General features: G+C 67.1%; 29 protein-coding genes. 15 read left to right on the top strand and 14 right to left on the bottom strand.

Features of this window, described 5'->3' with window-relative positions; genetic code table 11:
• Positions 1-104: 104 nt before the first annotated feature.
• The gene (locus tag OHB49_RS40545) at positions 105-1,238 is read right to left on the bottom strand and encodes a glutathione-independent formaldehyde dehydrogenase (protein ID WP_030979866.1); all 1,134 of its coding nucleotides are present in this window, start codon (positions 1,236-1,238) and stop codon (positions 105-107) included.
• 170 nt (positions 1,239-1,408) lie between these two features.
• On the opposite strand from OHB49_RS40545, the gene OHB49_RS40550 reads away from it, so the two are divergent.
• Both OHB49_RS40550 and OHB49_RS40555 read left to right on the top strand, forming a co-directional pair.
• Positions 1,409-1,600 (top strand): hypothetical protein, encoded by a 192-nt coding sequence (locus tag OHB49_RS40550; protein ID WP_329165958.1) that lies wholly within the window; start codon positions 1,409-1,411, stop codon positions 1,598-1,600.
• Positions 1,601-1,780: 180 nt separating this feature from the next.
• Positions 1,781-2,344, top strand: a complete 564-nt coding sequence (locus tag OHB49_RS40555; protein WP_443079693.1) for a GNAT family N-acetyltransferase — start codon at positions 1,781-1,783, stop codon at positions 2,342-2,344.
• A gap of 205 nt (positions 2,345-2,549) precedes the next feature.
• On the opposite strand, the gene OHB49_RS40560 is transcribed toward OHB49_RS40555, so the two are convergent.
• The gene (locus tag OHB49_RS40560) at positions 2,550-2,678 is read right to left on the bottom strand and encodes a hypothetical protein (RefSeq protein WP_257548903.1); all 129 of its coding nucleotides are present in this window, start codon (positions 2,676-2,678) and stop codon (positions 2,550-2,552) included.
• A gap of 5 nt (positions 2,679-2,683) precedes the next feature.
• Between OHB49_RS40560 and OHB49_RS40565 the strand changes: the two genes are divergently transcribed.
• Complete coding sequence (locus tag OHB49_RS40565; RefSeq protein WP_329165961.1) at positions 2,684-3,268, top strand: DinB family protein; 585 nt, start codon at positions 2,684-2,686, stop codon at positions 3,266-3,268.
• 224 nt (positions 3,269-3,492) lie between these two features.
• On the opposite strand, the gene OHB49_RS40570 is transcribed toward OHB49_RS40565, so the two are convergent.
• Positions 3,493-4,680 (bottom strand): IS4 family transposase, encoded by a 1,188-nt coding sequence (locus OHB49_RS40570; RefSeq protein ID WP_329165962.1) that lies wholly within the window; start codon positions 4,678-4,680, stop codon positions 3,493-3,495.
• Between the two features lie 105 nt (positions 4,681-4,785).
• On the opposite strand from OHB49_RS40570, the gene OHB49_RS40575 reads away from it, so the two are divergent.
• On the top strand, positions 4,786-5,604 hold the full coding sequence (locus tag OHB49_RS40575) for an IS5 family transposase (protein WP_329165963.1): 819 nt from the start codon (positions 4,786-4,788) through the stop codon (positions 5,602-5,604).
• A 37-nt stretch (positions 5,605-5,641) separates the two neighbouring features.
• Here the strand turns inward: OHB49_RS40575 and grpE are convergent, their stop codons facing one another.
• On the bottom strand, positions 5,642-6,238 hold the full coding sequence (gene grpE, locus OHB49_RS40580; protein WP_329165965.1) for a nucleotide exchange factor GrpE: 597 nt from the start codon (positions 6,236-6,238) through the stop codon (positions 5,642-5,644).
• Positions 6,235-8,106 (bottom strand): molecular chaperone DnaK, encoded by a 1,872-nt coding sequence (gene dnaK / locus OHB49_RS40585; protein WP_329165967.1) that lies wholly within the window; start codon positions 8,104-8,106, stop codon positions 6,235-6,237. Before dnaK ends, grpE begins: the two co-directional genes overlap by 4 nt.
• Positions 8,107-8,885: 779 nt before the next feature.
• On the opposite strand from dnaK, the gene OHB49_RS40590 reads away from it, so the two are divergent.
• The 8 genes from OHB49_RS40590 to OHB49_RS40625 all read left to right on the top strand — a co-directional run bounded on the left by OHB49_RS40590 (position 8,886) and on the right by OHB49_RS40625 (position 13,683).
• On the top strand, positions 8,886-9,257 hold the full coding sequence (locus OHB49_RS40590; protein ID WP_030980856.1) for a hypothetical protein: 372 nt from the start codon (positions 8,886-8,888) through the stop codon (positions 9,255-9,257).
• Positions 9,258-9,804: 547 nt separating this feature from the next.
• Positions 9,805-9,978, top strand: coding sequence for a CsbD family protein (locus OHB49_RS40595; protein ID WP_078853197.1), 174 nt, complete (start codon positions 9,805-9,807; stop codon positions 9,976-9,978).
• Between the two features lie 258 nt (positions 9,979-10,236).
• Complete coding sequence (locus OHB49_RS40600) at positions 10,237-10,413, top strand: hypothetical protein (protein ID WP_329165969.1); 177 nt, start codon at positions 10,237-10,239, stop codon at positions 10,411-10,413.
• A 15-nt stretch (positions 10,414-10,428) separates the two neighbouring features.
• Positions 10,429-11,088, top strand: a complete 660-nt coding sequence (locus OHB49_RS40605; protein WP_329165970.1) for a HemK2/MTQ2 family protein methyltransferase — start codon at positions 10,429-10,431, stop codon at positions 11,086-11,088.
• A 61-nt stretch (positions 11,089-11,149) separates the two neighbouring features.
• The gene (locus OHB49_RS40610; RefSeq protein ID WP_329165971.1) at positions 11,150-11,332 is read left to right on the top strand and encodes a CDGSH iron-sulfur domain-containing protein; all 183 of its coding nucleotides are present in this window, start codon (positions 11,150-11,152) and stop codon (positions 11,330-11,332) included.
• A 241-nt stretch (positions 11,333-11,573) separates the two neighbouring features.
• Entirely contained in the window at positions 11,574-12,122 is a 549-nt protein-coding gene (locus OHB49_RS40615; RefSeq protein ID WP_329165972.1) for a hemerythrin domain-containing protein, read from the top strand.
• Between the two features lie 197 nt (positions 12,123-12,319).
• Positions 12,320-13,261 (top strand): non-homologous end joining protein Ku, encoded by a 942-nt coding sequence (gene ku, locus OHB49_RS40620; RefSeq protein ID WP_329165973.1) that lies wholly within the window; start codon positions 12,320-12,322, stop codon positions 13,259-13,261.
• Positions 13,262-13,368: 107 nt separating this feature from the next.
• Complete coding sequence (locus OHB49_RS40625; RefSeq protein ID WP_329165974.1) at positions 13,369-13,683, top strand: hypothetical protein; 315 nt, start codon at positions 13,369-13,371, stop codon at positions 13,681-13,683.
• Positions 13,684-13,987: 304 nt separating this feature from the next.
• Here OHB49_RS40625 and OHB49_RS40630 read toward each other — a convergent pair whose 3' ends face one another.
• On the bottom strand, positions 13,988-14,497 hold the full coding sequence (locus OHB49_RS40630) for a DinB family protein (protein WP_030980859.1): 510 nt from the start codon (positions 14,495-14,497) through the stop codon (positions 13,988-13,990).
• Between the two features lie 295 nt (positions 14,498-14,792).
• Here OHB49_RS40630 and OHB49_RS40635 point away from each other — a divergent pair, with 295 nt between their 5' ends.
• Positions 14,793-15,392, top strand: coding sequence for a DinB family protein (locus OHB49_RS40635; protein WP_329165976.1), 600 nt, complete (start codon positions 14,793-14,795; stop codon positions 15,390-15,392).
• Between the two features lie 169 nt (positions 15,393-15,561).
• Here OHB49_RS40635 and OHB49_RS40640 read toward each other — a convergent pair whose 3' ends face one another.
• From OHB49_RS40640 to OHB49_RS40660, 5 genes are all read right to left on the bottom strand, one after another.
• A complete protein-coding gene (locus OHB49_RS40640) occupies positions 15,562-17,310 on the bottom strand; it encodes a thiamine pyrophosphate-dependent enzyme (protein WP_329165977.1) in 1,749 nt (582 codons plus the stop codon).
• Between the two features lie 13 nt (positions 17,311-17,323).
• Complete coding sequence (locus OHB49_RS40645) at positions 17,324-18,907, bottom strand: FMN-binding glutamate synthase family protein (protein WP_443079621.1); 1,584 nt, start codon at positions 18,905-18,907, stop codon at positions 17,324-17,326.
• Between the two features lie 305 nt (positions 18,908-19,212).
• Positions 19,213-19,581 (bottom strand): PRC-barrel domain containing protein, encoded by a 369-nt coding sequence (locus OHB49_RS40650; protein WP_329165979.1) that lies wholly within the window; start codon positions 19,579-19,581, stop codon positions 19,213-19,215.
• A gap of 354 nt (positions 19,582-19,935) precedes the next feature.
• The gene (locus OHB49_RS40655; protein ID WP_329165981.1) at positions 19,936-20,097 is read right to left on the bottom strand and encodes a hydrophobic protein; all 162 of its coding nucleotides are present in this window, start codon (positions 20,095-20,097) and stop codon (positions 19,936-19,938) included.
• Between the two features lie 625 nt (positions 20,098-20,722).
• Entirely contained in the window at positions 20,723-21,703 is a 981-nt protein-coding gene (locus tag OHB49_RS40660; protein WP_329165983.1) for an aldo/keto reductase, read from the bottom strand.
• Positions 21,704-22,048: 345 nt separating this feature from the next.
• Between OHB49_RS40660 and OHB49_RS40665 the strand changes: the two genes are divergently transcribed.
• Complete coding sequence (locus tag OHB49_RS40665; RefSeq protein WP_329165984.1) at positions 22,049-22,936, top strand: helix-turn-helix transcriptional regulator; 888 nt, start codon at positions 22,049-22,051, stop codon at positions 22,934-22,936.
• 113 nt (positions 22,937-23,049) lie between these two features.
• Here OHB49_RS40665 and OHB49_RS40670 read toward each other — a convergent pair whose 3' ends face one another.
• From OHB49_RS40670 to OHB49_RS40680, 3 genes are all read right to left on the bottom strand, one after another.
• Positions 23,050-24,381 carry a PP2C family protein-serine/threonine phosphatase gene (locus OHB49_RS40670; protein WP_329165985.1) on the bottom strand — a complete coding sequence of 444 codons (1,332 nt, stop codon included), beginning with the start codon at positions 24,379-24,381 and terminating at the stop codon, positions 23,050-23,052.
• A 263-nt stretch (positions 24,382-24,644) separates the two neighbouring features.
• A complete protein-coding gene (locus OHB49_RS40675) occupies positions 24,645-24,809 on the bottom strand; it encodes a hypothetical protein (RefSeq protein ID WP_329165987.1) in 165 nt (54 codons plus the stop codon).
• Positions 24,810-24,838: 29 nt separating this feature from the next.
• Positions 24,839-25,246, bottom strand: a complete 408-nt coding sequence (locus OHB49_RS40680; protein WP_030979975.1) for an SH3 domain-containing protein — start codon at positions 25,244-25,246, stop codon at positions 24,839-24,841.
• 621 nt (positions 25,247-25,867) lie between these two features.
• Between OHB49_RS40680 and OHB49_RS40685 the strand changes: the two genes are divergently transcribed.
• Positions 25,868-26,626, top strand: a complete 759-nt coding sequence (locus OHB49_RS40685) for an IclR family transcriptional regulator (RefSeq protein ID WP_329165989.1) — start codon at positions 25,868-25,870, stop codon at positions 26,624-26,626.
• Positions 26,627-26,645 lie beyond the last annotated feature (19 nt).

Raw genomic sequence — 26,645 nt, forward strand, 5'->3', positions numbered from 1 at the left:
CGCCCCTCCGCTCCCCGAGGCGGGCCCGCTGCTCCCCGGCTCCGACACCTCTGGCATGGCCTGTCGCGCTCGGCGATGCATGGCGAGCCCTGTCGAGCCTTCCGCTACGGGTGCAGCACGACCTTCGTGTAGCCCTCGATCCGCTTGTCGAACTTGTCGTACGCCGACGACGCCTGGTCCAGAGGAAGTTCATGCGAGACGACGAAGCTCGGCGTCGCCCGGCCCTCGATGATCATGTCGCGCAGGTACCGGTTGTAGCGCTTCACGTTGCACTGCCCTGTACCGATCCGCAGGCCCTTCTCGAAGAGCTTGCCGATCGAGACGAGGAGCATGCCGTGCTTGGCCTGCTCGTTGGGGCCTCCGGGGTCGGCCGGGACGTAGAGTCCGGGCACGCCGAGCGCTCCAGTGGCCCGGACCGTGCCGACGAGCGAGTTCAGGACCGTCGCCGGTTCCTCGCGGTCCGTGCCCTGAGCCGTCGCCTGGTAGCCGACGGCGTCCACGCCCTTGTCCGTGCCGATGCCCTCGGTCTGCTCCCTGATCTGCTCCACGGGATCGCCCTCGGCGAAGTTGATCGGAACCGCACCGATCTCCCGGGCCTTCTCCAGCCGCTCGGGGACCCGGTCCACGACGAACACCTTCTTCGCGCCGCGCAGCAGGGCCGAGTACGCGGCCATGAGCCCGACCGGCCCGCCGCCGTACACGGCGACGCTCTCGCCCGGGCGGACATCGGCGAGTTCACAGCCGTGGTAGCCGGTGGGGAAGATGTCGGCGAGCAGCATGAAGTCGGTCTCCTGCTCGTCTCCTGGTGGCAGCTTCAGACAGTTGAAGTCGGCGTAGGGAACGCGCAGGTATTCTGCTTGGCCGCCCGGCCAGGGTCCCATGGCGACATAGCCGTAAGCGCCGCCCGCGAAGCCGGGATTGACGGTCTGACAGAATCCGGTGAATCCCTCCACGCAATTGATGCAGAACCCGCAGGCGACATTGAAGGGCATGACCACGCGGTCGCCTTCTTTGAGCGAGGTGATGCCCTGGCCGATTTCCTCGATGATTCCCATGTTCTCGTGGCCGAAGACGATGCCGGGCTCAGCCGCGGTGCGACCCTCGTACATGTGCAGGTCAGAGCCGCAGATCGCGGTGGAGGTGATCCGTACGATCACATCGTTCGGGTGCTGAATCCTGGGCTTTTCAACGTCTTCGACCGCCACGGTGAACGGTCCCTTGTACACGACGGCTTTCACGCTGCCACCTCCGCTCGGCGAAGCACGCACGCTTCCCACCCCGGGCCCTGCGCTGTTCCGCGTGACCCATCTCTCATGATTCTCCGGCCTGCGCCAACAGACAACCCGGTAATCTCGGGAGAAATACCCACCCAGGTGTCGCACCGAGATATGGAAAAGGAGGGCGAGGAGTGGCAGCACAACGGCTCGGGACCCTGCTCGTCCCAGTACCTGGCCTGTCCGGTACCACGTACCCGCCCGGCACGACGGTGACTGTCCGCGGTCGCGGCGCGACTGTGGATGCCTTCGTCAACGGCGACTGGCTACCCCTGTCGTGGTGGGAGTTCTCCGACGGCCTCCGCGAGGACGTCGCCGACCGCTGAACCCGGCGCGCCAAACGCGTTCGGCGGCTTCGACGGGCTGACTGCTGTGCGAACCGATGAACCACGAACCCTCGATGATGTGCCGCGTGGCCGGAAGCATGGGTCAGTAACGGGGCTCGGCTGACACCGCGATGCAGGAACTCCGGCTGATTCTTTAGGGTGCCCCTCATGAATACGGCCATGACCAGCAGCGGGACTGCTGAACCCGTCATCCTTGACGTGGCGGAGCTGACGTCCGATCCAGAACTTGGAGCCCGGTTGGTGGAGTCGACCCACCGGATCCTGGCGGACCTGGTCCGGGAAGGTGCCGCGCTGGGTTGGGTCGAGCCCCCCTCGCGCGATGAGGTGACGGAACTCCTCGGCCACGTCGTCACTGCCGTGCAGGCCGGGGACGGGGCGCTGCGTGCCGCATACCTCGACCGTCGGCTTGTCGGGTTGGGGTACTGGCTGCGCTACGTGCGCCCGACTCATCGACCGCACGCTGATCTGGAGAAGATCGCGGTGGATGCTGCTGTCCAGGGTCGTGGCGTCGGTCGTGCGCTGACCACTGCTTTGATCGCTGACGCCCGGCGGGCGGGTGTGGAGGTCCTCACCCTGGACGCCCGCGGCGACAACAGCGATGCCCTGCGCCTCTACCGGTCGCTGGGCTTCACCGAGTACGGCCGTCTGCCCGACTTCGTCGCCGTCGGTGAACGCCGCTACGACAAGGTCTTCTACATGTTGGACTTCCGCCGACACGGCTGACACCGCACACGAGGTCAGGGAACGGCCACATCGCCTGCAAAGACTCGGCAGGGTCGAGATGGGCCGCGTCGCCCGGGATGACGTGAACTTGTCGTCGGTCAGCTCGATGGCCGCGCCGAGGAGGTTGTTGGCTCCTCATGCCGTGGACCATGTACACGGCATGCCGCTGCTCCTGCATGAGGCAATTCCCGACTCGGAGGGTGTCTCACGTGGCAAGTTTCGCGAGTTTCTTGTAGCAGGTCAGGGCGGCGGCCATGGCCAGGCCTCGGCTCTGCCAGTCGTTGCGGACCACGTACGGGATCTTGAGACCACGAGCAGCCCATGGCAGGCTCATGCCGCATGATCGATGAATTCGCGAAAGACAATCTGCACGGGAGACTGCGGCGGGACCGCGAGGCGCTGCTCTGGAAACTCGACGGCTTGTCCGAATACGACGCCCGCAGACCTTTGACGGCGACCGGGACCAACCTGCTCGGCCTGGTCAAGCACGTGGCCACCGTCGAGGCCAGGTACTTCGGCGAGGTCTTCGACCGCCCTTCCGCGGAACCGCTGTCCCGGTGGCAGGACTCCGACGGCGGCGATCAGTGGGCGGCCGAGGACGAGACCCGCGATCAGATCATCGGGTTCTACCGGCGCACGTGGGAACACTCGGACGCGACGATCAACGAGCTTCCCCTCGACGCTCCCGGCCACGTGCCGTGGTGGCCGGAGCCTTACTCCAACACGAACCTGTTCGCTGTCATGACCCATGTCCTCGGCGAGACCGTCCGGCATGCCGGGCACGCCGACATCCTGCGCGAGGGCCTCGACGGCCGGACCGGGGTGCGCGTCGAAAACGAGCAGCAGATCGACGAGGATGCCCGTGCAGCCCACCGCGCGAAGATCGAGCAGGCCGCCCGGTCGGCCGCACCAATCAAGGCTTAGAGGCAATGCCGTTGCTTTACGGGTCTGGAGATCTGGGTCGTCTGATGCGGATGGCTTGGGTGCCGGTGTGGGTGGGTTGGGGCCATGTGTAGTGCTCAGCTCGTTTGAGCCAGTAGTTGGACATCTTGCGCTTGACGACACGGGGCTGGCTCCTGGGTCGTCTGGTGGGCAGGAGTCTTTCCAGCAGGTCCTCTTGGAGTACTTGCAGTGCTTGGACCAGAAGTTCAGGGGGAAAAACCGCCCGGGGTGACAGTCACACTGCGGCGGGCGGAGCGCAGGGTCTCGGTGAAAGAGATGCGGTCAGGGTCGAGTTGGCGTGTGGCTGCGGTTCTCAGCATCAGTTCCCGCAGCGCGTGGTGGACCAGGAGGTGAGCCCAGATCTGTTGGAGGACACCGTCGGGTGTCTTGCTGCTGAGGACCACCTTCGCGCCGCGCTGGCAGGTCTTGATCTCGGCGAAGACGGATTCGATTTCCCAGCGCTCACGGTAGAGCGCGGCCAGCTGCCTGGCTGGATAACGGCGGGGGTCCAGAAGAGTGGTGACCAGGCGGTAGCCGTCTGGTCCAGCGGCGCTGCCGGTGTCTTGGAGTTGGTAGGCAAGGACGCGGACCTGCGCCGGGTCTCGTTTCGCAGGGTCGGTGCCGGCGTGGATGTCGGAGAGCCATGATCCGTCACGAAGCAGCTTGCGGACGGGCAGGACGCGGTTGGCCGGCACCCGCCACAGCAGGTCAGCCCCGGTGGCAGTGAAGGCTCGCCACAGCGGGACGCCGAGGAACCCGCGGTCAGCCAGGACCAGCTGGCCCGCGCCGCAGGACCGGGGCAGGCGGCCGACGAGGGTGACTTCACCAGTCCGGCAGCCGGCGAGTTCCGCGTCCAGCACCGCATGGCTGCCTACTTCCACCAGGGCCGCCATCCGCACCTGGACGAATGCACTGCGCCTGGTTCCGCGGCCGTTGCCGGGACGGCCGAAGGCGGCCTGGTTGGCTTCGGTATCGGCGACGTCCCAGCAGGTCCCGTCGACGGCCAGCAGCCGCAGGCCCCGCCAGAATGCGCCAGGCGTCGACTCGTTGGCCATCGGCTTTGCAGTCGCCGCGAACAGCACCTGGAGCGGTTCGAAGCCGAGCCGTTGCCGGGCTCTGAACAGCGAAGACTTCGCCGGAACGTTCCATTTACCCAGCAGTACCAGCCCCCGCAGACCCGCGATCAGATGCCGCATGACCTCGAGATAAGGAGCAGGCGAGAACAGTGCCAGCCCTAATACGAAGTACACGACCAACCGCGCAGGAAGCAGTCGCCTACGTTGCTCTGAACGTCCGCACGCCGCCACCACCCGGTCCACCAACCCCGGCGGATACACCCAGGTCAACAGACCAAGACCCGATAAGTCAGACGCACTCGCAGCCACCCACACCACCCCCGGGACCCACTGCCAGCCAGCCTACGCTCACGGCAAAAGCAACGGCATTGGGCTTAGAGGTTGTCTCACGTGACTTGATGTTCGTGGGGCATGATGCCGGTCGTGGGTGCTGATCTATCGAAGCGTCTCGTTCCTGCTGAACTCTGGGAGCTGGCCGCCCCGTTGCTGCCGTCGTTCGCTGCTCGTCCGCAAGGTGGTGGGACCGCTCCGTGTGACGAGCGGGCCGTGTTCACGGCAGTGGTGTACGCGCTGACCAGCGGCTGTGACTGGCGGCATCTGCCGCCGACGTTCGGCACGTCGCCCGCCACCGCGCATCGCCGCTTCACGGTATGGACCGAGGCCGGCCTGTGGCGTCGGCTGCACCGGGCGGTGCTGGACGAACTCGGGGCCCGGGGCGAGGTGGACTGGACCTCGGCGATCGTCGACGCGGCCTCCGTTCGCGCCAAAAAGGGGGGATCGCTGACCGGGCCGAACCCGGTCGATCGCGGCAAGGAGGGCAGCAAGCTGCACGTGCTGTCCGATGCCCAGGGCATCCCGCACGCCGTCGCCGTGTCCGGCGCGAACATGCACGACAGCCTCGCCCTCAAACCGCTCATCCGCGGCATACCCGCCGTCCGGTCCCGCCGGGGACCACGGCGGCGCCGACCCGTCAAACTCCGCGCGGACAATGCGTACTTCTCCGCCGAACACCTGGCCCGGCTGCGCGAGCGCGGGCTCGTCGCGCGCATCGCGCGGCCCGGCATCGAGTCCGGCGAACGCCTCGGTCGGCACCGCTGGAAGATCGAACGGTCGATCGCTTGGCTCTTCGGCTACCGTCGCCTCACCGTCCGATACGAACGACAGGGCTCGCACTTCCTCGCCTTCCTCGGCCTGGCCGCCGCCCTGACCTGCTACAAGAAGCTCGCGAAACTTGCCACGTGAGAGACCCTCTGAGCCTCGGGAATTGCCTCATCCAGGGCTATGCGGCAGGGGCGGGTCCTGCCACCGCCACCTGGGCCGGGCGCAGGAGGTGGTCGCCGACCCGGTAGCCGTGGCGCAGCACCTCGGTGCACACGGCTTCATGGTCCGCACCGGACGCGCGGTAGTCGAGTGCCTCATGGGTGTTCGGGTCGAAGGGTTCGCCCGCTGCACCGACGGTGCGCAGCCCCAGCGCCGCCATCCGCTCCTCGAGTAGGTCGAAGAGGACCGCCGCAGCGCCGTGGCCGTCTCCCTGCCGTCGAGCCGCCTCCACGACATCCAGGACCGGAAGCAGGCCGGTGAGCACATTGACCACCGCGATCTCCCGTACGGCCAGGCGGTCGCGGCGCACCCTCTTGCGGTAGTTGTCGTACTCGGCCTTCACCCGCTGCAGATCCTCGGTCAGCTCCGCGATCTGCTCACGCAGCCGTGCGGCGTCCGCCCGATCGGAGTCCGGGCGTCCCTGACCGACGCCGTCCGGACCGGACACATCCTGGCGTCGCCGGGACTGCAGGATGACCGGGTCGATCCTGCGCACGTCGCGCACCACTACAGGTGACCGCTCACCCTGATGCCTGAGGTGCGGGTCCTTGCTCATCCGGCGCCTCCCTTCCGCTCGTCATCGACGATCTCCGCATCGACGACGTCCTCGTCGCCGGTGCTGCCCGCGCCCTCAGCCGTGCTGCTGTCGGCCGCGCCGCCCTCACCGGTTTCGGCCTGTGTCTGCGCGTACAGGGCGGTGCCGATCCGCTGTGCGGCCGTACTTGCCTTCTCGGTGGCGGTACGGATCTCGGCGGTGTCCTCGCCCTTGAGCTTCTCCTTCAGCTCGGTGAGCGCGTCCTCCACCTCCGTCTTCACGTCACCAGGGATCTTGTCCGTATTGTCCTGCAGCAGCTTCTCGGTCTGGTAGACCAGGGACTCCGCCTGGTTGCGGGTCTCGGCGGCCTCGCGACGGCGGTGGTCCTCCTCCGCGTACTGCTCGGCCTCCTGCACCATGCGGTCGATGTCGTCCCTGGGCAGCGAGGAGCCACCGGTGACGGTCATCTTCTGCTCCTTGCCGGTGCCGAGGTCCTTGGCAGCGACGTGCATGATGCCGTTGGCATCGATGTCGAACGTGACCTCGATCTGTGGGACACCACGCGGGGCCGGTGGCAGACCGGTCAGGTCGAAGACGCCGAGCTTCTTGTTGTACGCCGCGATCTCGCGCTCGCCCTGGTAGACCTGGATCTGCACCGACGGCTGGTTGTCGTCGGCCGTCGTGAAGGTCTCGGACCGCTTGGTCGGGATCGTGGTGTTGCGCTCGATGAGCTTCGTCATGATGCCGCCCTTGGTCTCGATACCGAGGGACAGCGGCGTGACGTCGAGGAGCAGAACGTCCTTGACCTCACCCTTGAGGACACCGGCCTGGAGCGAGGCGCCGATGGCGACGACCTCGTCGGGGTTCACACCCTTGTGCGGATCCTTGGAGGTCAGCTCCTTCACCAGCTCGGTCACTGCCGGCATCCGCGTCGAACCGCCCACCAGGATCACATGGTCGATGTCCGACACCTTGATCCCGGCGTCCTTGACCGCGTTGTGGAACGGACCCTTGCAGCGCTCCAGGAGGTCCGCGGTGAGCTGCTCGAACTGCGCACGCGTCAGCTTCTCGTCCAGGTGCAGCGGGCCCTCGGCCGACGCCGAGATGTAAGGCAGGTTGATCGTCGTCTCGGTCGCGGACGACAGTTCGATCTTCGCCTTCTCCGCGGCCTCGCGGAGACGCTGCAGCGCCATCTTGTCCTTGGACAAGTCAACGCCGTAGCCGTTCTTGAACTGCTTCACCAAGTGGTCGACGATCTGCTGGTCCCAGTCGTCACCGCCGAGGTGCGTGTCGCCATTGGTCGCCTTGACCTCCACCAGGCCCTCGCCGATCTCCAGCAGGGATACGTCGAAGGTGCCGCCGCCGAGGTCGAACACGAGGATCGTCTGTTCGTTCTCCTTGTCCAGGCCGTAGGCCAGCGCCGCGGACGTCGGCTCATTGATGATCCGCAGCACGTTCAGGCCCGCGATGTGGCCCGCCTCCTTGGTCGCGGTGCGCTGGGAGTCGTTGAAGTACGCCGGGACGGTGATCACCGCGTCGGTGACGTCCTCCCCGAGATGCGCTTCGGCGTCCCGCTTCAGTTTCTGCAGCACGCGCGCGGAGATCTCCTGCGCGGTGTACCGCTTGCCATCGATGTCGCCGGACTCGGGAAAACGCCACTGCGCCTCTCCCATGTGCCGCTTGACCGACCGCGCGGTGCGCTCGACATTCGTCACTGCCTGCCGCTTGGCGATCTCGCCGACGAGCACCTCACCCGTCTTGGCGAACGCCACCACCGACGGAGTGGTCCGCGCACCCTCGGTATTCGCAATGACCGTCGGCTCCCCGGCCTCGAGCACAGACACCACGGAGTTCGTCGTTCCCAGGTCAACGCCCACAGCCCGTGCCATCACTGCCTCCATTTCCCGGCAATGCTTGATGCTCTTCCATTGATAAAACCTGAGTGCATCTGGGTCAATTATGGTCCACCTCTCTGTCTGGATCGCGGCGGTCCACCTGGCATGGGTGCGCGTGAGCGAGCGGCTCGACGAGGCGGGCGGCGTCGCTGATGTCGATCGCACTCCGGGAGGGGGACGCCCTGACGCCGACAACCCTGCAATTCGGGGGCGAACCGGCTCGGAGTACCGGGCGGCCACGTGCTGATACTCCCTGTGGCCATTGTCCCCGTTCGCCGTGTCACCGGCCTGCTCGCCGGCGTTTCGACCCTGCGGGCCCTGATAGCCAGGGTCACCAGTTCCGCATCACCGAGAATCCCGCGGCCGATCGGTGTGAGTGCCGCGGCAGAGTGCGATGAATACGCCGCCTCGCCGACGATGTGATCAATCCCAAGGACCGAAGCCGCCACCGGGCTACAAAGGATGCGAACTCGGCCCGGTGGCCTCACTGACGCGAGAGGACATCCCGCCCGGCCGGCCCTGTGGACGACGGGACCGGAGTCGTCGGACATGCCTGTGGTCGTGCGGCGGCCCCGGAGTCGTCGTCGGCCGCAGAAGAGCCATCGAGCCCCGACCGGCATGGAATCCGCAGCCGTCGGCTGTTCCAGGGACGCCTTGCTGAGGAAATTCTCGACGGCGCGATGGAGACCAGGACCGCGTTCACAGCATTGCGAAGGGGCTTGGACGAGGCACCGGATCCGGCCGTCCTCGCAACACGACAATGAGGAGAGGTCATGGCGCGGGTGGAAGTGGAGGGCACCGATATCGTTGTTCGCCTCTCATGGTGGGAGAGGGCGGCGACACGCCACCGCGAGGTGCGGGTACCGGGATCGGCACTTCGCCGGCTGTATCTCGAGCCCGACTGGTGGCGGGCGCTCCGTGGTGGGCGCGGCCGGGGCACCTGGATTCCTGGACGGCTGTGCGCGGGCATCCGCCCACTTCAGGAGGGGCAGGACTTCGCGTTGGTACGGGCCGGCGGGCCGGTGCTGTGTCTGGAACTGCGCCGGTGTGCACCGTTCAGCAGGCTGGCGATCTCCGTCACCGACCCTGAGGCGGCGATGCGGGTTCTGCTGCCGCTGGTCCCGCGGGATCGGCTGGGAACGTGAGCGCCGGTCATTTGATGTCGCTGATCGGACCCTCCCTGGCCGACTCCTTCGTCCGACCGGGACATGAAGCCCGGCGGACTGTGCCCCACGGAGCCCGCCACCCGGACGGGGGGAATCGGCAACAGGTGCTGCCGCCTTGCGTCAGGGGACATGTAATCCCGGACAGTTCACTCTCCGCTACGCCGCATCGATTCCGACCGGGAACCGAGAGTTCGGTCCGGTGCCGATGCCCAGCACAGCGAATGGAGTTGCGACGGCCGCCGTCGCTGCCGGGGGGCGAATCGTCATCGGTGCCTCAAGGGCGCTTTCATCATCCGTAACCCCGACGGCGCCCTCTTCACCGTGTCCGACACGAAGGGCGGCGACCTCATTCAGCGTACTCAAGTCGACTGCGCCGACCAGGTGCGCGGCCGGCCGCGGGCGTGCGCCCCTACGACCCTTCCTCGCCGGACTGCTCTCATGCGCGCGGCACCTCACCGATTGCGGCCTCAGAGTGATCGGCGCAGGGTGAGTACGTCAGTCCCCCTCACAGTGAAGGACAGCATCGATGAGCAAGGCAAAGGCGAAGGCCAAGCAGGTCAAGGGCAAGCTGAAGGAAACCGCTGGCGATGCCATGGGCGACAAGGGCATGCAGGCGGAGGGCCGCAGCGAGCAACTGACGGGCAAGGCCCAGGAGACCGCGGCCAAGGCGGCTGAGCGGCTGAAGAAGTCCGGACGGTAGTTGCCTGGACGCAGGAAGGACCGCGCAGCCGGGGTGACGGCATCTGTGCTTCACGCTCGTGCGCCGGGGCTTCAGATTTCGGTGCTACTGAACTTCGCCGGCGTTCAGCGAACGCCGAGTCGAGTTGCTTGCAACACCGGTTCGGAGGCCGATCACCCGGCATGCATGCCTCTCCACAGGTGGAGTCATCGCGCCCGGCCCGTTGTCCCGCGCCCGCCATGGCTGTTCCTGAGCGTTCGTGTTGCGCACAGGACAGCCATGGCGGGGTGGACGGGTCTTCGGACCTACTCCTTTCCATGGCTGGACTCCCAGCGGCACGCCTCGTACGCATGGAGCCTGCTCGGCGTGGCCGCACAGGCCGCGGGCGGTGACCATCGGCAACTTTCCGCCGACGGGGCGGAGAAGATCCTGCTGCCCGCTCTGCGTGAGTGTTGAGAGTCGGACGCGACAGTGAAACTCCTCAAGCCTCCAGGTGTCTACGCGCCGCAGGAAGACACAGCCATGCTGATATCCGCTCTGCGGCGCGAACATCTGTCACCCCAAGCCGATGTGCTCGATGTGGGCACCGGTACCGGTGCAGTGGCGATCGCCGCAGCCCACCACGGTGCTGCCCGCGTTGTCGCCATCGACACGTCGGCGGCGGCGGTGCTCACCACACGGCTGAACGCACTGCTGTCCGGGCAGGCGCGGGTAATCCGGGTCAGCCGCGGCGACCTGACGGAACCTGTGACCGGTCTGAGATTCGAGCTGGTGCTGGCGAACCCACCGTACGTACCGTCTGCGGACGTCCGCATGGCCGGACGCGGTGCGGCTCGGGCGTGGGAGGCGGGGATCGACGGCCGGGTGGTCATCGACCGGCTCTGTGCCAAGGTTCCCGCTCTGCTGCGCCCAAAGGGTGTGCTGCTCGTGGTCCACTCCGTGATGAGCAACCCGGCGATGACCGTGGCACGACTGACTGAAGCCGGACTGGACGTCACCGTGACCGAGCGCCGGTTCGTTTCCTTCGGCCCTGTGCTGCGTGAACGCGCCGACTGGCTGGAGGCCCAGGGCCTGATCGAGCACGGCCAGGAGAAAGAGGAACTGGTGGTGATCCGTGCAGAACAGCCGTAATGAACCAGGGACCGCGCCTCGGACGGCCGCACGACGCGTCATGCAGGAGCCGGGCGGACCCATGCTCGTGGAAGGGCCCGTCGAAGTCCTCCAGGAGGACGGCACCATTGCTCGCTCGGACCGGCCTGTCGTCGCACTGTGCACCTGCCGTCGGAGCCTAATCTTCCCTTGGTGCGACACGAGCCACCGCGGCCGGAAGAAGCGGAAGGCCCCACCGCCGGCTTCAGAGCGGCGCGTGGAGTGAGGACTCGCCGTCCCGCCGTGTGAGTGGCGAGGGGCCGACGCCCTCCGATACCGGCTTGTGGGCGTGCCCTGCCGTAGGGAAGGGGGCCGCTGGGGAAGTGGCTGGGGCGTGGCTGCGCCGGGGAGGTGAGTGCGGTGTCCGTCTTCGCGCGCAGAGCGCAGGTTTTGCTTCCTTGACCTGTTGTCTTAGGTGTCTGCGGCTCCGTTCTGCGGAGAGCGACGAACCCGACGAAGGGACTGTCATGGGACACGGCGGCAATGTGATCGTGGAGCTCACGGCCGATCATCGTGAGCTGGAGGAGTTGTTCGCGCAGATCGAAGCGCAGCCGGTCGACCATCCGCGGCGACGTGAGCTGGCTGACCGGCTGACCGCGGAACTGGTGCGGCACTCCGTCGCCGAGGAGATGTACCTGTATCCGACGGTACGCAGACACGTACCGCACGGTGGGGCACTGGCGGACAAGGAACTCGCCGATCACGCCAAGGTGGAGCAGATGCTCAAGGACCTCGAAGACCTGCACGCCGACGATCCGCAGTTCAACGACATCGTTGCGAAGCTGAAGTTCGAGGTCGCCTCCCACGTGCGTGAGGAGGAGCACGAGCTGTTCCCGACACTCGTGGAGTCGTCTTCATCCGACGAGTTGGACGATCTGGGGCGGCTGGTGCGCCGGGCCAAGGAGATGGCCTCCACCCGACCGCACCCCTCCCTCCCGAACACCCCGCCCGCGGCCGGCGTCGGACTGGTGGACCGTGTACGCGACCTGCTCAGCAGCCGCACGACCACAGGCTGAACCGTCGACCGGTGTCCGCAAGGGAGCACGGCACCATGACGGGACTTCTCTTGCCCTGCGTATGCGATCACGGCCGGTTCGCGTAAGGATCGGATTACGGGCGGTGGCCCGGTTGCGCCCCGACCTTGCGTCGGCCCCTTCCCCGGCGCTCCGGTCCGCTTCCCGGCCCACACTGCCAGGGGGGCCTGGAGGAACGCATGCCGCGGCCCTTGTGGACCGGTGCCATCTCGTTCGGCCTGGTCACGATCCCGATCAAGATCATCAGTGCGACCGAGGACCGTTCGTTGCACTTCCACCAGGTGCACCTCGAGGACATGGGGAGGGTCCGCACCCGAAAGGTGTGCGAGATCGAGGACGAGGTCGTACCGCAGGAGGAGATCGGCAAGGGCTACGAGATCGGTGCGGGACAGGTCGTCCCGGTCACTGACGAAGAGCTCGCGGGGATGCCGCTGCCGACGGCGAAGGCGATCGAGATCGTGGCGTTCGTCGACGCCGAGAGCATCGACCCGATCCGTATCACCGACTCCTACTTTCTCGCGACCGACGGACAGGTCGCCGCGAAGCCGTACACCCTGCTCCGCAAGGCCCTGGAGCGCTCCGACAAGGTCGCCGTCGCGAAGTTCGCCTGGCACGGCCGTGAACGCCTCGGCCTGTTGCGGGTACGCGAGGGCGCGATCGTGCTGCACTCGATGCGGTGGCCGGACGAGATCCGCAGCCCCGAATCCCTCAGACCCGAAGTCACCGACTTGGATGACGCCGAGATCGAACGTGCCGTCCAGCTCACTGACACCATGGCCATGGACGACATCTCCGGATTCCGGGATCAGTACCGCGACGCGCTGGAAAGGCTGATCGCGGCAAAGTCTGAGGGCAAGGAGCTCCAGGAGCCGGCCGAGGGCGAGGAGCGGGAGTCCGGCAAGGTCGTGGACCTGATGGCCGCCCTGAACGCCTCGGTGGAGGCGGCCAGGAAGAGCCGTGGTGAGCACGGTGGGGACGCGACTGTGCACGAGATACGACCCAGCAGGAAGCCGGCTGCGAAGAAGGCGGTCCCGGCGAAGAAGGCCACGGCGAAGAAGACAGCGGCTGCGAAGAAAGGCACGGCCAGGAAGACGTCCGCGAAGAAGCGCAGCGCGTCCTGACCGAAGCGGGCACTGTCCCCGGACCGCAGGCCATGGTGACAGACCACCCGACATGGCCGGGATGTCCGTGCCGCCCAAGTGCTGAGGTTTGCTCCTACCCTCGTCCCATGACCGAGAACGAGATCAAACTCAAGGCCATCGCGGCGCTCACCGCACTGCGCAGCGGGGTCGGCACGGACTATGTCTCGGACCTGCTCGGGGAAGTGGTTCCCGAGCATTTCGTCGTGTCTGCCGCCGCGGGTCCGCGCGAGGTCGGGCTATCTGTTCTGGGCCAGCTCTCTCAGCCGCTCAGTGCACTGATCACCGGATTCGTGCTCGCGTTCCAGGCCGTTGCGGATGCCTTTGACGAGACAGTACCTGCGGCACCGACGGAGGAGATTCTTCAGGTTCTTGCACTCGAACTCGCGCGCGAATCAGATTGAACCGTTCTCGATGGCCGCGCGCGCTCACGTATCCGCTCGTCGATCCGGTGTCAGGCCGGCAGCTCGACAGCCGGGTCGGCGCGGGTGGTCTTCTCGGCGGCAGCGGCAGCGTCGCCCTGGCGATCGAGGTGCGCTTCGGCCGGTCGAGCTTCGGCGGCTCGAGGCTTCGTTCGATCGCCGGCCCTCGAACCATGGTGAGAAGCCCCGCCCTTCAGGGGCGGGGCGGGGTCGCCTCGGCGGGCGCCGGGAGAGCGCGAAGGCTCTGGCTGCCTTCCGGTCCTCGGAGGCGGTGCCTCTCGCGGATTCAGGCTCCCACAGTCCCGTCGAGCCCTTCCCGCAGTAGGTCCGCGTGTCCGTTGTGGCGGCCGTACTCGAGGAGGACGTGCACCATCACCATCCGCAGTGATACTTCCTCGTCCCATCTCGGCTGGTACCCGGCCAGGTCGAGGGAGTCAGCCTCTCGCTCGATGGAGCGCGACTTCTCCACCTCGGCCTCCCAGGCATGGAACGCCTCGTCCCTGGTTGATGCGCCCGCGTCGTACGCCGCCTGGAAGTCGGGCTTGTCGGACCAGACCATGGGCGCGTCGTTGTCTTCGAACACTCGACGGAACCAAGCGCGTTCCACCTCAGCCATGTGCCGTACCAGGCCGAGCAGTGAAAGCGTTGACGGTGGCATCGAGTGCTGCCGCAGCTCCTCGTCGGTAAGCCCTTCACACTTCATGGCGAGAGTCGCACGGTGGTAGTCGAGGAAGGCCCGCAGCATGTCGCGTTCGCTGCCAAAACTGGGCGGTCCTATGCGATTGTCGCTGGTCACTGGTCGTACCTCTCGTCCTGGCCGTATTCGGAGCTCAGTATCCACCCCCTACCTGTGCCCACCCGGTCGACTGCGCCAAGTCGGCTACTGGTGGTCCACGTTGAGCTGGATTTCTGTATCGAGTGGGCAAGGGCTCACGGCGCTCCGAAGGATCGCGGAAGGACGGTCACGGCAGAGGCGGGTTGGCGGCCGGCGAAAGCGCCGACCGCGGTATCGCGAGGCAAGGTCCCTGCAGCACCGTCGTGCGTTGCCCTGTAGAGCCTGGTTGTCAGTGCCGGATGGAAGACTGCCCGGCATGATCGAACCGAACCCGAAAGCGGATCTTCTCCGTTACCTGCAAGACGCTCGTGACGCCCTGTTGTGGAAGCTCGACGGGCTCTCGGAGTACGACATCCGCCGCCCTCTGACACCCACCGGCACCAACCTGTTGGGACTGGTCAAGCATGTCGCCGGCGTGGAGGTGGGGTACCTCGGCGACACGTTCGGGCGGCCGTTCTTCGACGACGAGCCGCCGCCCTGTTGGTACACGGAGGACGCCGAACCCAACGCGGACATGTGGGCCACTCCGGACGAGTCGCGTGAAGAGATCATCGAGCTGTACCACCGGGTGTGGGAGCACTCGAACAGCACGATCGCGACGTCGGCCCTTGACGCGATCGGTCACGTCCCGTGGTGGCCGGAGGAACGACGGGAGGTGACACTGCACCACGTCCTGGTGCGTGTGATCGCTGATTCCCAACGGCACGCCGGTCACGCCGACATCGTGCGAGAGCTGATCGACGGGGCTGTCGGGATGTTGAAGGGCAGCGACAACGTGCCACCGGGCGATCAGTCATGGTGGGAGAACCACCGGAGCCGACTGGAGCGCGCGGCGCGGGAAGCAGGCAACGGCTGATCCGGCCCTGCTGCGGCCGACCCCACCCGGCCCTGAGGTCGGCCATGCGGCGCTGCTCAGCCGGCCGCGTCTGCGGCCCAACCGTGGCCCCGGTATCGCTGGTGGTGTGGGCGTGCACCGCGGTGCCGACAATTCCCGGCACGGGATGGCGAGCCCGGCGGTACCCGGATCAGTGCGAGTCGGGCTCGCGGTGACTCCGTACGACCTCCTTCACCTTGGCGACGGCGAACCCAAAGCCCTGTCCGACCGTCGGTTTGGCCGGGATGGCGATTTCGTCAGGGTTCGTCAGTACGTCGAGCAGGACCGGTCCCGGTGTGGCGAACGCGCGTCGTACCGACTCCTCCAGATCGGCGGGGTCTGTGACACGGATGCCGGTGATGCCCATGGCGGTGGCCACCGCGGCGAAATCCGGGTTGTCCAGCAAAGTGCCGTACTCAGGCAGTCCCGCTTGCTCCTGCTCCAACTTGACCATGCCGAGGCGGCGGTTGTCGAAGACGACGAGTTTGACGGGGAGATCGCTGGTCTTGAGGGTCATGAGATCGCCGAGAAGCATGCTCAGGCCGCCGTCACCGCAGAACGCGATCACCTGGCGATGCCGGTCGAGGTACTGCGCTCCGAGAGCATGTGGCATGGCATTGGCCATGGAGCCGAGGTTGTACGAGCCGAGGAGCTGTCGCGCACCGCGCATCTCCACGAATCGTGAGAGCCACACGGTGGCCATTCCGGTGTCGGAGGTGAAGACGGCGTTGTCGGCGGCGACCCGGTCTACGCTGGCGGCCAGCGCCTCGGGCCTTATTCCGTGTTCGGGATTGTCGAGCGCCGAGCGGATCCGCCCGACCGCACCCTTGTCGTGCTTCGGGTCGGCGAGCCGGGCCTGACCGTCGCGCCAGCTTTCGAAACGTTCGCGGGCGTGGTCAAGATGCTTGCGGTCGCGCGCTTCTCCGGAACCCAGGCACCGGAGCAGGTCTCGGACTGTGGCGCCCACGTCGCCGACGAGCCCCGCCTCGACCGGGACGCGGCGTCCGATGTGCGTGGCTTCGGTGTCCACCTGGATGACAGTCCGGCCGTCCGGATACCACTCCCGGTAGGGAAAGTCCGTACCCAGCAGCAGAAGCGTGTCGGCTTCCTGCATGGCGGAAGCTGCAGCCGGATTACCGATCAGCCCGGTCTGGCCGACCTGGAAGGGGTTGTTGTCTCCCTCGAAACCCTCCTTCGCCTTGAGCGTGAGCACCATGGGCGCGGCGAGGCGGTCAGCGAGTGCCAGGACGTCCTCGCGGGCTGCGCGGGCGCCCTGACCGACGAGCAGGGTGACCCGTTCGGCACGTTGGAGGAGGCCGGCCGCGCTCTGGACCGCGGACTCCTCCGGTCGCGTCACCCCCGGGCTCAGCGAGAAGCGGGCTTTGCGGTCTGTGCTCAGCTGCCGGTCGCTGATGTCGCCCGGCACGGTGAGGACGGCAACCCCGTTACGGCCCAGAGCGTTGCGAACGGCGGTCTCGAGCAGTTGCGGCAGCTGGTCGGGGGAGGAGATCGTTGCGCGGAAGACTGCGACATCACTGAAGAGGGCGTCGTTGTCGACCTCTTGGAAGTAATCACTTCCCATGTCGGTCAATGGCACCTGTCCGGCGATCGCCAGGACCGGAGTGCGACTCTTGGCCGCGTCGTAGAGACCATTGAGCAGGTGAATGGAGCCGGGACCGACGGTGCCCATGCAGACGCCCAGGTTGCCGGAGAGCTGGGACTGGGCACTGGCGGCGAAAGCTGCGGTCTCCTCGTGGCGGCATCCCACCCACTCGACGTCCTCGGTGGTGCGGATGGCTTCCGTCAGCGGATTGAGTGCGTCCCCGACGACGCCGAACACCTGGCGCACGCCGAGTTCGCTCAGCGCATCTCCGATGAGGCGGGCAACGGTACGGGTCACAGGATCCTCCTGGTCAGACAGTGAAGTGGTCGGGGTCGGCAGCTTCCCAGTCGGCGGCCCAGGACGAGGGGGGCTCGGCGAGCAGTTGCCCTGGCGCGAGGCATTCGTACATCTCGTCGAGAGACCGCAGGGTGTAGGGGTCGACGCGCCGTTGGAGCATGTGCGGACGCAGTTGGTCGGGGTCTGCCACACCCATGGAGGCCATGATCTGGAGGGCGCTGGCCACGGTTGCCGCCTGGAGACGCTGAACCCGCACCGACTTGTCTCCGACGTCCAGGGCGCGTGCGCGTCGGGGATTTTGTGTGGTGACCCCAGTGGGGCAGGTGTTGGTGTGACAGCGCTGCGCCTGTATGCAGCCCACGGCGAACATCATCGCGCGCGCCGAGTTGCCGTAGTCGGCGCCCTGGAGGAGGCGTTTGACCAGGTCGGCGCCCGTGGCGATCTTGCCGCTGGCTCCGACCTTGATGCGATTTCGGAGGCCGGCGCCGACGAGGGCGTTGTGCACGGTGAGCAGACCATCGGTGAGCGGGGCACCGACATGGTCGGCGAACTCCAGCGGCGCTGCCCCGGTGCCCCCCTCGGCACCGTCCACGATGATGAAATCAGGGGCCGTGCCCTCCTCCAGCATGGCCTTGCACACGGCGAGGAACTGCCGCCGCGAGCCGAGACAGAGCTTGAATCCTGTGGGTTTACCCCCGGACAGGTCTCGCATCCGTGCGACGAAGCGGACCAGTTCACGAGGTGTGGAGAAGACCCGGTGGTACGGGGGCGAGATGACCGTCCGCCCCTGGGGCACGCCCCGTACCTGGGCGATCTCCGCGTTGACCTTGGGCCCCGGCAACACTCCGCCGATGCCGGGCTTGGCGCCCTGCGACAATTTGAGCGACACACATTTCACGTGGTCGTGGGCCGCCTTGTCGGCGAATTCCGCGGCGTCGAATCCGCCGTCCTCGGTCCTGCATCCGAAGTAACCCGTGCCGATCTCCCAGACGAGATCCCCGCCGGGCCGCAAATGGTATTCCGACAGGCCGCCTTCACCGGTGTCGTGGGCGAAGTGCCCGGCCGCCGCACCAGCGTTGAGAGCCAGGACCGCATTCGCCGAGAGGGAGCCGAAGCTCATGGCGGACACGTTCAGCAGCGCCATGTCGTACGGCTGCGTGCAGTCGGGGCCGCCGATCCTGACGCGCGGCGGTGTCCGGGGGACCGCGCAGGGCGCCATGGACGGCACCAGGAACTCGTGGCCGGGCCGGTAGACGTCTCGCTCCGTGCCATAGGGCTCCTCGGCATCCGTGCCCTTTGCCCGTTCGTACACGATGCTGCGTACGTCTCGGTCGAAGGGGCGGCCGTCGAAGTTCCGCTCCACGAAGTACTGCTGGAGCTCGGGGCGGATGCTCTCCATGAGGAAACGGGCGTGCCCGATGACTGGGTAGTTGCGCAGCACCGAGTGTCTGCGCTGCGCAAGATCCCAGATCCCGAGCATGCCCAGCAGAGCGAACAGCACACCGGCAATCCACCACCAGGACGAGATCCACGCGGCGGCACCCATCGCCGCGAGAGCCGCGAACACACTGAGACCCACCAAGCCGATTCGTGTCACCACAGACGGGTTGCCGAATTACTGCAGCCCACACCTGTGAACAGCCCCAAGAGACTCCCAAGGACCAGCGGACAGGGCCGGTGGACGGCGGCTTGCAAACTCCAGACAGCACTGGCCCTTCATGCTTGTCCCGCGGGCACAGGCCCTGCGGTGGTGACCGACGATCTGCCGGGTCGGAGGCGGCACCTCTGACGGGACATGGCCAGGAGGGTCCTGTCGGTCGGCGGTCGTTGCCGGGGCATGCGACGGCCCCCGGGACTCGTCGAAGAGTCCCGGGGGCCGTGCTGCACAGAACAGACCCAGGGTCAGATGAACGGGCCGCCGAAGGGTGTGCCGGCGCCGTAGTAGGTGCCCAGCTGGTCGTGGTAGCCCGGGTCGCCGAGGTGCTTCTCCCGATGGAATTCCGGGGCGTCCTTGATCTGCTGCTTGGTGCGGTCGACGAAGATCTTCTGCTCGTCCGGGTCGATACTGACGACCGTGCTCGCCGGGAGCAGGACTTCCCGGCCGAAGATCCACGCGCCGGTGTCCACCACCAGGTAGGCGTCATCCACCTCATCGGAATGCTTGTCGACCTTCCCGATGCTGCCGTCCGTGGCTTCGACCTTGTAGCCGGTGAGGTCGGGGCCCGTCACACGGCCTGCAGTCGACTTGTAATTCCACACATTCTCAGTCACACGAAACAACTCCTCCGGTAAACGGAGGACAGCAGGGATTCCTGCCGGCCTCCTTTTTCCGTACGTCTTGCACAGCGGTTTCATCCGACGCGTGCGGTTCGGGCGCCCCGCATCCGGAGATTCACGCCCCCGATCAAAAGCGAATCGGGACCCTCTCCGATCTCCAGAAAGGCAGGTATTTTCCCTGCTGAGTCACGGCGGCCACCCGGCATCCTCCGCCTTCCCGCGACATCCGACTTCAATCCGCGACCGGAAACAGCGGCGGCGCCTGCTGTGACGGCGGTGGCCTGCTGCTTCATCCGGAAGACGACGGGCCACCGCCATGCACTGCTTGGAATGCGCCGAAGGTGTCGGCTACCAGCGATACCAGCGGCCGCTGCTGCCCTTCGGGCGGGCGACGAAGCCGATCAGCCACAGGACCAGCACGGCGATCGCGATCCACCACAGAATCTTCAGCGCGAAACCAGCTCCGAAGAGAATGAGGGCCAGCAGAAGAACGAGAAGCAGGGGAACCATAATTATCAACCTCCGTACCACCGCCTGCCCCGCAATTCTCCAGCCATGCCCACGAATTGAGATCATCCTGCATTCGATCGCGTCAGTACGGTCTGACCTGCCCTCTTCTGAAATTGAATATGCGGCTGGAATGGGGGTGCTCCTGGCCGTGGACGCCCACAGCGCTGTCGCTCTCGTCCGGAAGGCGGCCGATGGTGGGCGCCGGGGACGTCGGCGCCGCTGCATCGGCACCGGGTTCCCCAGCTTCTTGATGGCCTCGCAGCTGAAGGACCCCGCTCCGGGCATGTTCTTCCTCAGCGGCCCGGTCAACCGTTCGGCCGGGGGCATGTGCAACGAGAGGTGGGGTTCACCGGCTGCGCAGCTGCCTCCTTCGCGTGGCGCGTACTTCAGGACATCGATGCGGCCGAACCGGCCGGCGACGGCCTGCACGGCGGACCGCGCGTCGTCCAGGCTGGTGGCCCATCAAGTTGTCCTGCGGGCCGCCGAGAGTCTTCTCGACCTGTTCGGGGAGGCGGCCGGTGGCGACGACCCGGTGGCCCGCCCTGAGGGCCTCGCGGGCTTCAGGCGCCGTCGGCACCCATGCGGTGAACATGTGGGGTGAGGCGAAAGCAGTCGGCGACGGTGGTCAGCGGTCGATGGCGGCCATGTTCGCCTCGTCGTGGCGCTCGCCCGAGGCCGGGGTGAGGTCGTTCAAACGGTCCAGCTGAGCGGCGCTGAGTTCGATGCTGTCGGCAACAGTGTTCTCCTCGACGCGCGAGACCCGGCGGGTCCCGGGGATGGGGGCGATGTCGTCGCCACGGGTCAGCAGCCACGCCAGCGCGGTCTGCGCCGGCGTTGCCCCGACCTCGGCGCCGATGGCCTGCACTTCATCGACGATGCGCAGGTTGCGCCGAAAGTTCTCGCCGGTGAAACGCGGGTTGGTCTTGCGCCAGTCGTCATCGGCGAAGTCGTCGACGGTGCGGATCTGTCCCGTCAGAAGGCCGTGGCCAAGCGGCGAGTAGGGAACGAAGCCGATACCGAGCTCGCGCAACAACGGGAGAATTTCGGCCTCGACGTCGCGGGTCCACAAGGAGTATTCCGTCTGCAGCGCGGCCACCGGATGCACGGCGTGCGCACGGCGGATCGTGGCAGGGCCGGCCTCGGACAGCCCGATGTGACGCACCTTGCCCTCGGCGATCAGTTCGGCCACAGCGCCGACTGTCTCCTCGATGGGAACGTTCGGGTCGACGCGGTGCTGGTAATAGAGGTCGATGTGGTCGGTGCCAAGCCGCCTGAGCGAGCCTTCGACCGCGGCCTTCACGTTGCCGGCACTGCTGTCCACAACGCCGGGACCGCCACCGGAGTGGGAGACCAGACCGAACTTCGTCGCCACGACAACTTCGTCACGGCGGCCCTTGATGGCCCTGCCGACAATGTCTTCACTATGGAAGGGGCCGTAGATCTCAGCGGTGTCGACGTGCGTGACTCCGAGGTCCAGCGCCCGGTGGATGGTGCGGATCGACTCGGCGTCATCGAGCCCTCCGCCCGTCGTGTAGGTGCCGGCCATGGTCATGGCGCCCAAACCGATGCGCGAGACATCGAGCCCGCCCAGGGAAACGTGCTTCATCGGATACTCCTTGTCGTGGCGGCCGTCAGGCCTGGTCGGTGAGCCGGCGGCCGGTCTCTGCGCCGATACCGCTGCTCTCGCAACGGTGACGAGCGGTGCCGGTCAGTTTCGGAGCCATGAGGGCAGTGTCCTTTCCTCCGGACACGAGACGTGGCCTGTAGGGCGTCACGCCAGGTGAGAGGGGGACCTTGCGAGTGCCGTGATCAGTGCATCTCAGGGGCCCGCCTTCCAGGCAACCACCCGACAGCCACGCGCGGACCCTTGTACGGGGTACCGCTCCACCGGGGGTCTGCCAGTACCTCCTTCGCGGGCTGAGACGCATGGGGGCCGCCGTACGGTGGATGTATGGACCGGAGCAGTGAGATCCGCGAGTTCCTGCGTACCCGCAGGGCCCGGATCACCCCTGAACAGGCCGGCCTCACCCCTCACCAGGGCGCCCGCCGCGTTTCGGGACTGCGGCGCGAAGAAGTCGCCCAACTGGCCGGAGTCAGCGTCGACTACTACATCCGCCTGGAACGGGGCCGCATCCAAGGTGTCTCGGAAGTCGTCTGGGAGGCCGTCGCCCGCGCTCTGCAGCTGGACGACACCGAACGCGCCCACCTCTTCGACCTCGCCCAGCCCGCCACCGGCCGGACCCGCCGCAGGCGTCCGCTCGCCCCGCAGAGGGTCCGTCCCGCCCTCTACCGCACCCTGGACGCCCTCGGTGTCCCCGCCATCGTCCAGGGCCGGCGCATGGACATCCTGGCGGCCAACCGGCTCGGATACGCCCTGGTCGCCGACTTCCAAGCCCGGCCCCACCGCGACCGCAACGCCGCACGCTTCGTCTTCCTCGACGAAGCCGCCCGCTCGCTGTACACCGACTGGGAACGGGTGGCCGCCGACTGCGTCGCCATCCTGCGCCTGTACGCCGGCCGCCACCCCGACGACCCACAACTCACCGAGCTGATCGGCGAACTGTCCCTGCACAGCGACGCGTTCCGCCGCATGTGGGCCGACCACGACGTTCAGGCTCACACCACCGGTACCAAACGCCTCCACCACCCGCTGGTCGGCGACCTCACCCTCGACTACGTCGTCCTGGCCGTCGAAGACGACCCCGAGCAGACTCTCGTCATCTACACCCCGGAACCGGCCTCACCCACTGCTGAAGCCCTCAACATCCTGGCCAGCTGGACCGGCACGCCCCCCACCTGCCGGCCCGCTCCCGATCGGACGCCCGACACAGCAGGCTGACCCCGCGCCGTCGGCTGCGGGCGCGAGCGGCACGTCGGCCGTGCAACTGCGCCTTGCCGACGCAGCCTGTCCGGCGCCGGACCACTCCCTGCATCCTGCCCGGCTGCTTTGACTCATTCGGCCGTCTTGGGGGCCTGACTCCAGTTGTTGCCGGCGCCCGCCGGGTGTGGAGGGTGTGCGTGAGGTCTGCTGGGTCCTGCTGTCGGCCCGCGGTCGTCAACGCTGTGCACCACGCCATCGGCCCCCCTACCCGGATGATGCCGATCGTGGTGGGGGACCTGCTGACCGGGCGGCTTGCTCGGACTGCCCGGTGATTCGTCGCGCTGGACGACGATCATCGCCATGTCGTCGTTCAGGGGGCCTGCTGCGTACGCCTTGAGATCGGCGGTGATCTTCTGCACCAGTGGTCCGGGGGCCTGATCGCTCCAGGCGGCGGTGCGCTCGGCGAGCGGGTAGAAGGTGCCCTGTCCGTCGCGCGTCTCGCTGACGCCGTCGGTGTAGAGCAGGAGCCGGTCGCCGTAGGCGAACGGGAAGGTCGCCTGGACGTAGGACTCGTCGGACAGCCCGCCGAGACCGAGAGGCAGTGCGGGGGTGGGCACATTGAGCGCGGTCGCGGTGCCATTGCGCAGCAGAAGCGGCGGCGGATGCCCGCAGCTGATCACGTGGACCACCGGCTCGTTGTCCGGGATGTCGACCACCACGGCGGTCACGAAGCGCTCCCCGACATCCGCCTCGGACCCTGAAGACTCCGAGAACTCCGCCAGGCCCCAGCGGACGGCGCCCTCCAGGTACGCGACCAGCTCCGGCAGTGGGGACTGGCGGTGGGCCGCGGCGCGGAAGGCGCCCAGCATGATCGCGGTGTCGCTGATCGAGGCGAGGCCTTTGCCCCGTACGTCCCCGATGACCAGCCGGGTGGAGTCGGAGGCGCGGGCAACGGCATACAGGTCGCCGCCGATGCGGGTGTCGGCCTCGGCGCTGCGGTACTCCGAGGCGATGGACACCGGTCCGGCCCTGTCCGGCAGCGGGCGCAGGACGACGCGCTGTGTCGCGTCGGAGACCGAACGTACCCGGAGCAGCTCCAGCCACAGTCGGTCCCGCAGAAGAGAGAAGATCACCAAGAGGGTGGATAGCGCCGCGAGGGAGCCGAACTCGACGAGGACACTCTCGGTGGTCAGGACGCCGCGCTCCGTCCCCGCGACGATGAGAGAAACCACCGCGAGCCCGCCGATCAACGCAGTGAGCCGAGGGCCCGCGACGACGGAGGTGACCGCCGGGGCCACGATGAGCAGGTGGCCCAGATGGATTTCCGGAGGCAGGAAGTGGTCGGCCACCGGTATGGCGACGATCAGCACCAGAGGCACCACCAACCACAGAGGACCCGGCGCCGACCGTCGCCAGGACCGCAGGAACTGACCCAGTGGTGTGGTGATGCTCGCAGTTGTCACGTCGCTGCTCCTCGCCCTATACCTGCCAACGCGTCGCCGACCGTCGCTCATTCCGCCGTGCGCCGGTCAGCCGGTCACGGCCGCCTCCAGAGACCAGCGAGGATGACCACGGTGTCGGGGCGGGGACGGGACAGTCACCCGGGGATCGGAAGGTCAGGCGGGGGTGTGCGGCTGTGACCGGCTGGATTCGACAAGTGCCCCCGTACCCGGTGGGGCAGGGGAGCACATCGGACCGGAGCCGGTGAACAGGGCCGGTACGGCTGTCAGAGGTGCTTGCCGAGGAAGTCGGTCAGCTTGGAGACGGCCGGAGTGACGGCCTCTTCTTTGTCGCAAGGGCCGACGTGTGTCGCGCCCGCGTCACGCCGGAACGGGGTACCGTGACGGACCGTGGTTGCGGGCGAGGTGCCACCAGGACTACGGTCCGCCACGGTGCGAACGTTCTGACGGACAAGTCCTCTCAGCCCATGGCGTCGGTGGCCTGCGGGGTGTGAGTGAGCCGGTTCACCTGGATGTCCTTGCAATACGGGACGGTCCCGGTCCGCACTACGTAACCCGCCGAGATCCATGCCTGCGTGTCACGCAACAGGTACCAGACGTCGTTGCCGGCGATGGTCTGCGCCCGGACCTTGCATCGCAGGCCCACTTGATCCTGGTACTCGAGGATGTTCACCACCGACGAGTCGGTGCTGGGGTACTGCCGCTCGTTCAAACCACTCTGACTGGTCACCGTGGCATAGGGCTGTACGGGAGCAGTGACCTGAGCAGGAGCAGCAGCGGCAAGCAGCGGAGAACCGAGCACGACGACTGCGGCAGCACCCGAGCCCGCCGCGATGCGCCGAGCGCGCCTCTCCAAGATCTTCAACATGACCCATCCCTCTCGCTCATTTCCTGACTCCGGATCACATCGGATCATTCCTGGGGGCGTACGCCTCGCACCCTGTGCTGCGCCAGCGCGTTGATCCCTCGAAAAGGCGATCACGACCGGGCGACCGGGCCACGCATGTCCAGATCGTGGTCGGGCCCCGAGCTGTGCCGGTTTCGGCGCCGGGAGGCATCGCCGGGCGCCGGTGCATGGACTGCTGTCACCCGCCGTGCGCCGCTGAGCCTTCAGCCACTGCATCGCGTACTGCCACCACCACCCGGCCGAGCTGTGCCCGGCACATGCATCAGCCAGTGGTGGGTGGCCGACACACTCATGGTGTGTGGCGACGCCCGCACCGATGGTGCGGATCGGGTCACTCCTTCCCGCGCAGACAGGGCCCGAAGAAGCGCGTATTCGGTTGCAGTGACGGCACTGCTCTCTGACCAGCACACAGGCGTGGTCACCGGCCCCCGCGATGCTTGAGACCTGCGCCAGGTGATCCCGGACACCGGTGAACGGGCCGGACTTCCACATACGGTGGTTGTTCCTCACTTCATGCGCACCAGGTCGGGCACGTCGCAAGGCGCCTTGCCGCCCTCAGGCACCGGGTCCATGCTTGGTGGCATGGGTGACCAGGTCGGCCCCGAGCTCATCGCGTCCGTCGAGCGCTCCCTGCGCCTGTTGGAGGCCGTAGGGGCGCACGAGGCAGGCGCCCCTGCGCAGCAGCTGGCCGTGGAGACGGGACTGCCCTTGGCCGGCGTCCGTCGGTTGCTACCCGCACTCGCCCGGGACGGATACGTGACAGAGCTGGACGACGGCGCATTCGTCCTCTCCTGCAGACATCACCCGCTCGGCGCGGATTACAACGGGAAGGAGCTGGTGGAGCGCATACGCCCGGTCCTGATGTCTCTACGGGACGATTTTTCGGTCGCTGTCTATCTGACCATGTACGAGCAAGGCGAAATCCGTGTCATGGAAATCGTCGACAGTGCGCAGGCTCCGCGTGTGGACTTCTGGGTGGACTTCCAGGACGCCGGACACGCCACCGCGCTGGGCAAGAGCGTGCTCCGTGAGCTGGACGAGGAGGCGCGCGCCGACTACCTCTCCCGGCACTCCCTGACCGAACTCACGCCCCGCACCATCACGCGCAGGGAGGAGCTGATGCGGCAACTCGACTCCTCACTGACAGAACCGGTTGTCATGGACCGGGAAGAGTACTCCCGCGGAACGACGTGCGCCGCGGTGCCCGTGTACAGCGGTGACCAGGTCGGTTCGCTGGGTATCTCCTTCCGGTCGGACTGGATGTACCGGACCACCCGGGTCCGGACGGGGATGCTGTCGGCGGCGATGTGCTTGACCAGGAGGCTCTCGCTCCCTGACTGACCCCGGTCCGCCTGCCGCG

It is taken from the genome of Streptomyces sp. NBC_01717, from assembly GCF_036248255.1.
Classification (GTDB): domain Bacteria; phylum Actinomycetota; class Actinomycetes; order Streptomycetales; family Streptomycetaceae; genus Streptomyces.

What these genes read in the sequence shown, in the direction of transcription:
- OHB49_RS40555 (WP_443079693.1), top strand. Translation starts at nt 1,781, where the DNA reads ATGACCAGCAGCGGGACTGCTGAACCCGTCATCCTTGACGTGGCGGAG.
- OHB49_RS40560 (WP_257548903.1), bottom strand. Translation starts at nt 2,678, where the DNA reads ATGAGCCTGCCATGGGCTGCTCGTGGTCTCAAGATCCCGTACGTGGTC.
- OHB49_RS40565 (WP_329165961.1), top strand. Translation starts at nt 2,684, where the DNA reads ATGATCGATGAATTCGCGAAAGACAATCTGCACGGGAGACTGCGGCGG.
- grpE (WP_329165965.1), bottom strand. Translation starts at nt 6,238, where the DNA reads ATGAGCAAGGACCCGCACCTCAGGCATCAGGGTGAGCGGTCACCTGTA.
- dnaK (WP_329165967.1), bottom strand. Translation starts at nt 8,106, where the DNA reads ATGGCACGGGCTGTGGGCGTTGACCTGGGAACGACGAACTCCGTGGTG.
- OHB49_RS40590 (WP_030980856.1), top strand. Translation starts at nt 8,886, where the DNA reads ATGGCGCGGGTGGAAGTGGAGGGCACCGATATCGTTGTTCGCCTCTCA.
- OHB49_RS40595 (WP_078853197.1), top strand. Translation starts at nt 9,805, where the DNA reads ATGAGCAAGGCAAAGGCGAAGGCCAAGCAGGTCAAGGGCAAGCTGAAG.
- OHB49_RS40600 (WP_329165969.1), top strand. Translation starts at nt 10,237, where the DNA reads ATGGCGGGGTGGACGGGTCTTCGGACCTACTCCTTTCCATGGCTGGAC.
- OHB49_RS40610 (WP_329165971.1), top strand. Translation starts at nt 11,150, where the DNA reads ATGCTCGTGGAAGGGCCCGTCGAAGTCCTCCAGGAGGACGGCACCATT.
- OHB49_RS40615 (WP_329165972.1), top strand. Translation starts at nt 11,574, where the DNA reads ATGGGACACGGCGGCAATGTGATCGTGGAGCTCACGGCCGATCATCGT.
- ku (WP_329165973.1), top strand. Translation starts at nt 12,320, where the DNA reads ATGCCGCGGCCCTTGTGGACCGGTGCCATCTCGTTCGGCCTGGTCACG.
- OHB49_RS40625 (WP_329165974.1), top strand. Translation starts at nt 13,369, where the DNA reads ATGACCGAGAACGAGATCAAACTCAAGGCCATCGCGGCGCTCACCGCA.
- OHB49_RS40635 (WP_329165976.1), top strand. Translation starts at nt 14,793, where the DNA reads ATGATCGAACCGAACCCGAAAGCGGATCTTCTCCGTTACCTGCAAGAC.
- OHB49_RS40655 (WP_329165981.1), bottom strand. Translation starts at nt 20,097, where the DNA reads ATGGTTCCCCTGCTTCTCGTTCTTCTGCTGGCCCTCATTCTCTTCGGA.
- OHB49_RS40660 (WP_329165983.1), bottom strand. Translation starts at nt 21,703, where the DNA reads ATGAAGCACGTTTCCCTGGGCGGGCTCGATGTCTCGCGCATCGGTTTG.
- OHB49_RS40665 (WP_329165984.1), top strand. Translation starts at nt 22,049, where the DNA reads ATGGACCGGAGCAGTGAGATCCGCGAGTTCCTGCGTACCCGCAGGGCC.
- OHB49_RS40680 (WP_030979975.1), bottom strand. Translation starts at nt 25,246, where the DNA reads ATGTTGAAGATCTTGGAGAGGCGCGCTCGGCGCATCGCGGCGGGCTCG.
- OHB49_RS40685 (WP_329165989.1), top strand. Translation starts at nt 25,868, where the DNA reads ATGGGTGACCAGGTCGGCCCCGAGCTCATCGCGTCCGTCGAGCGCTCC.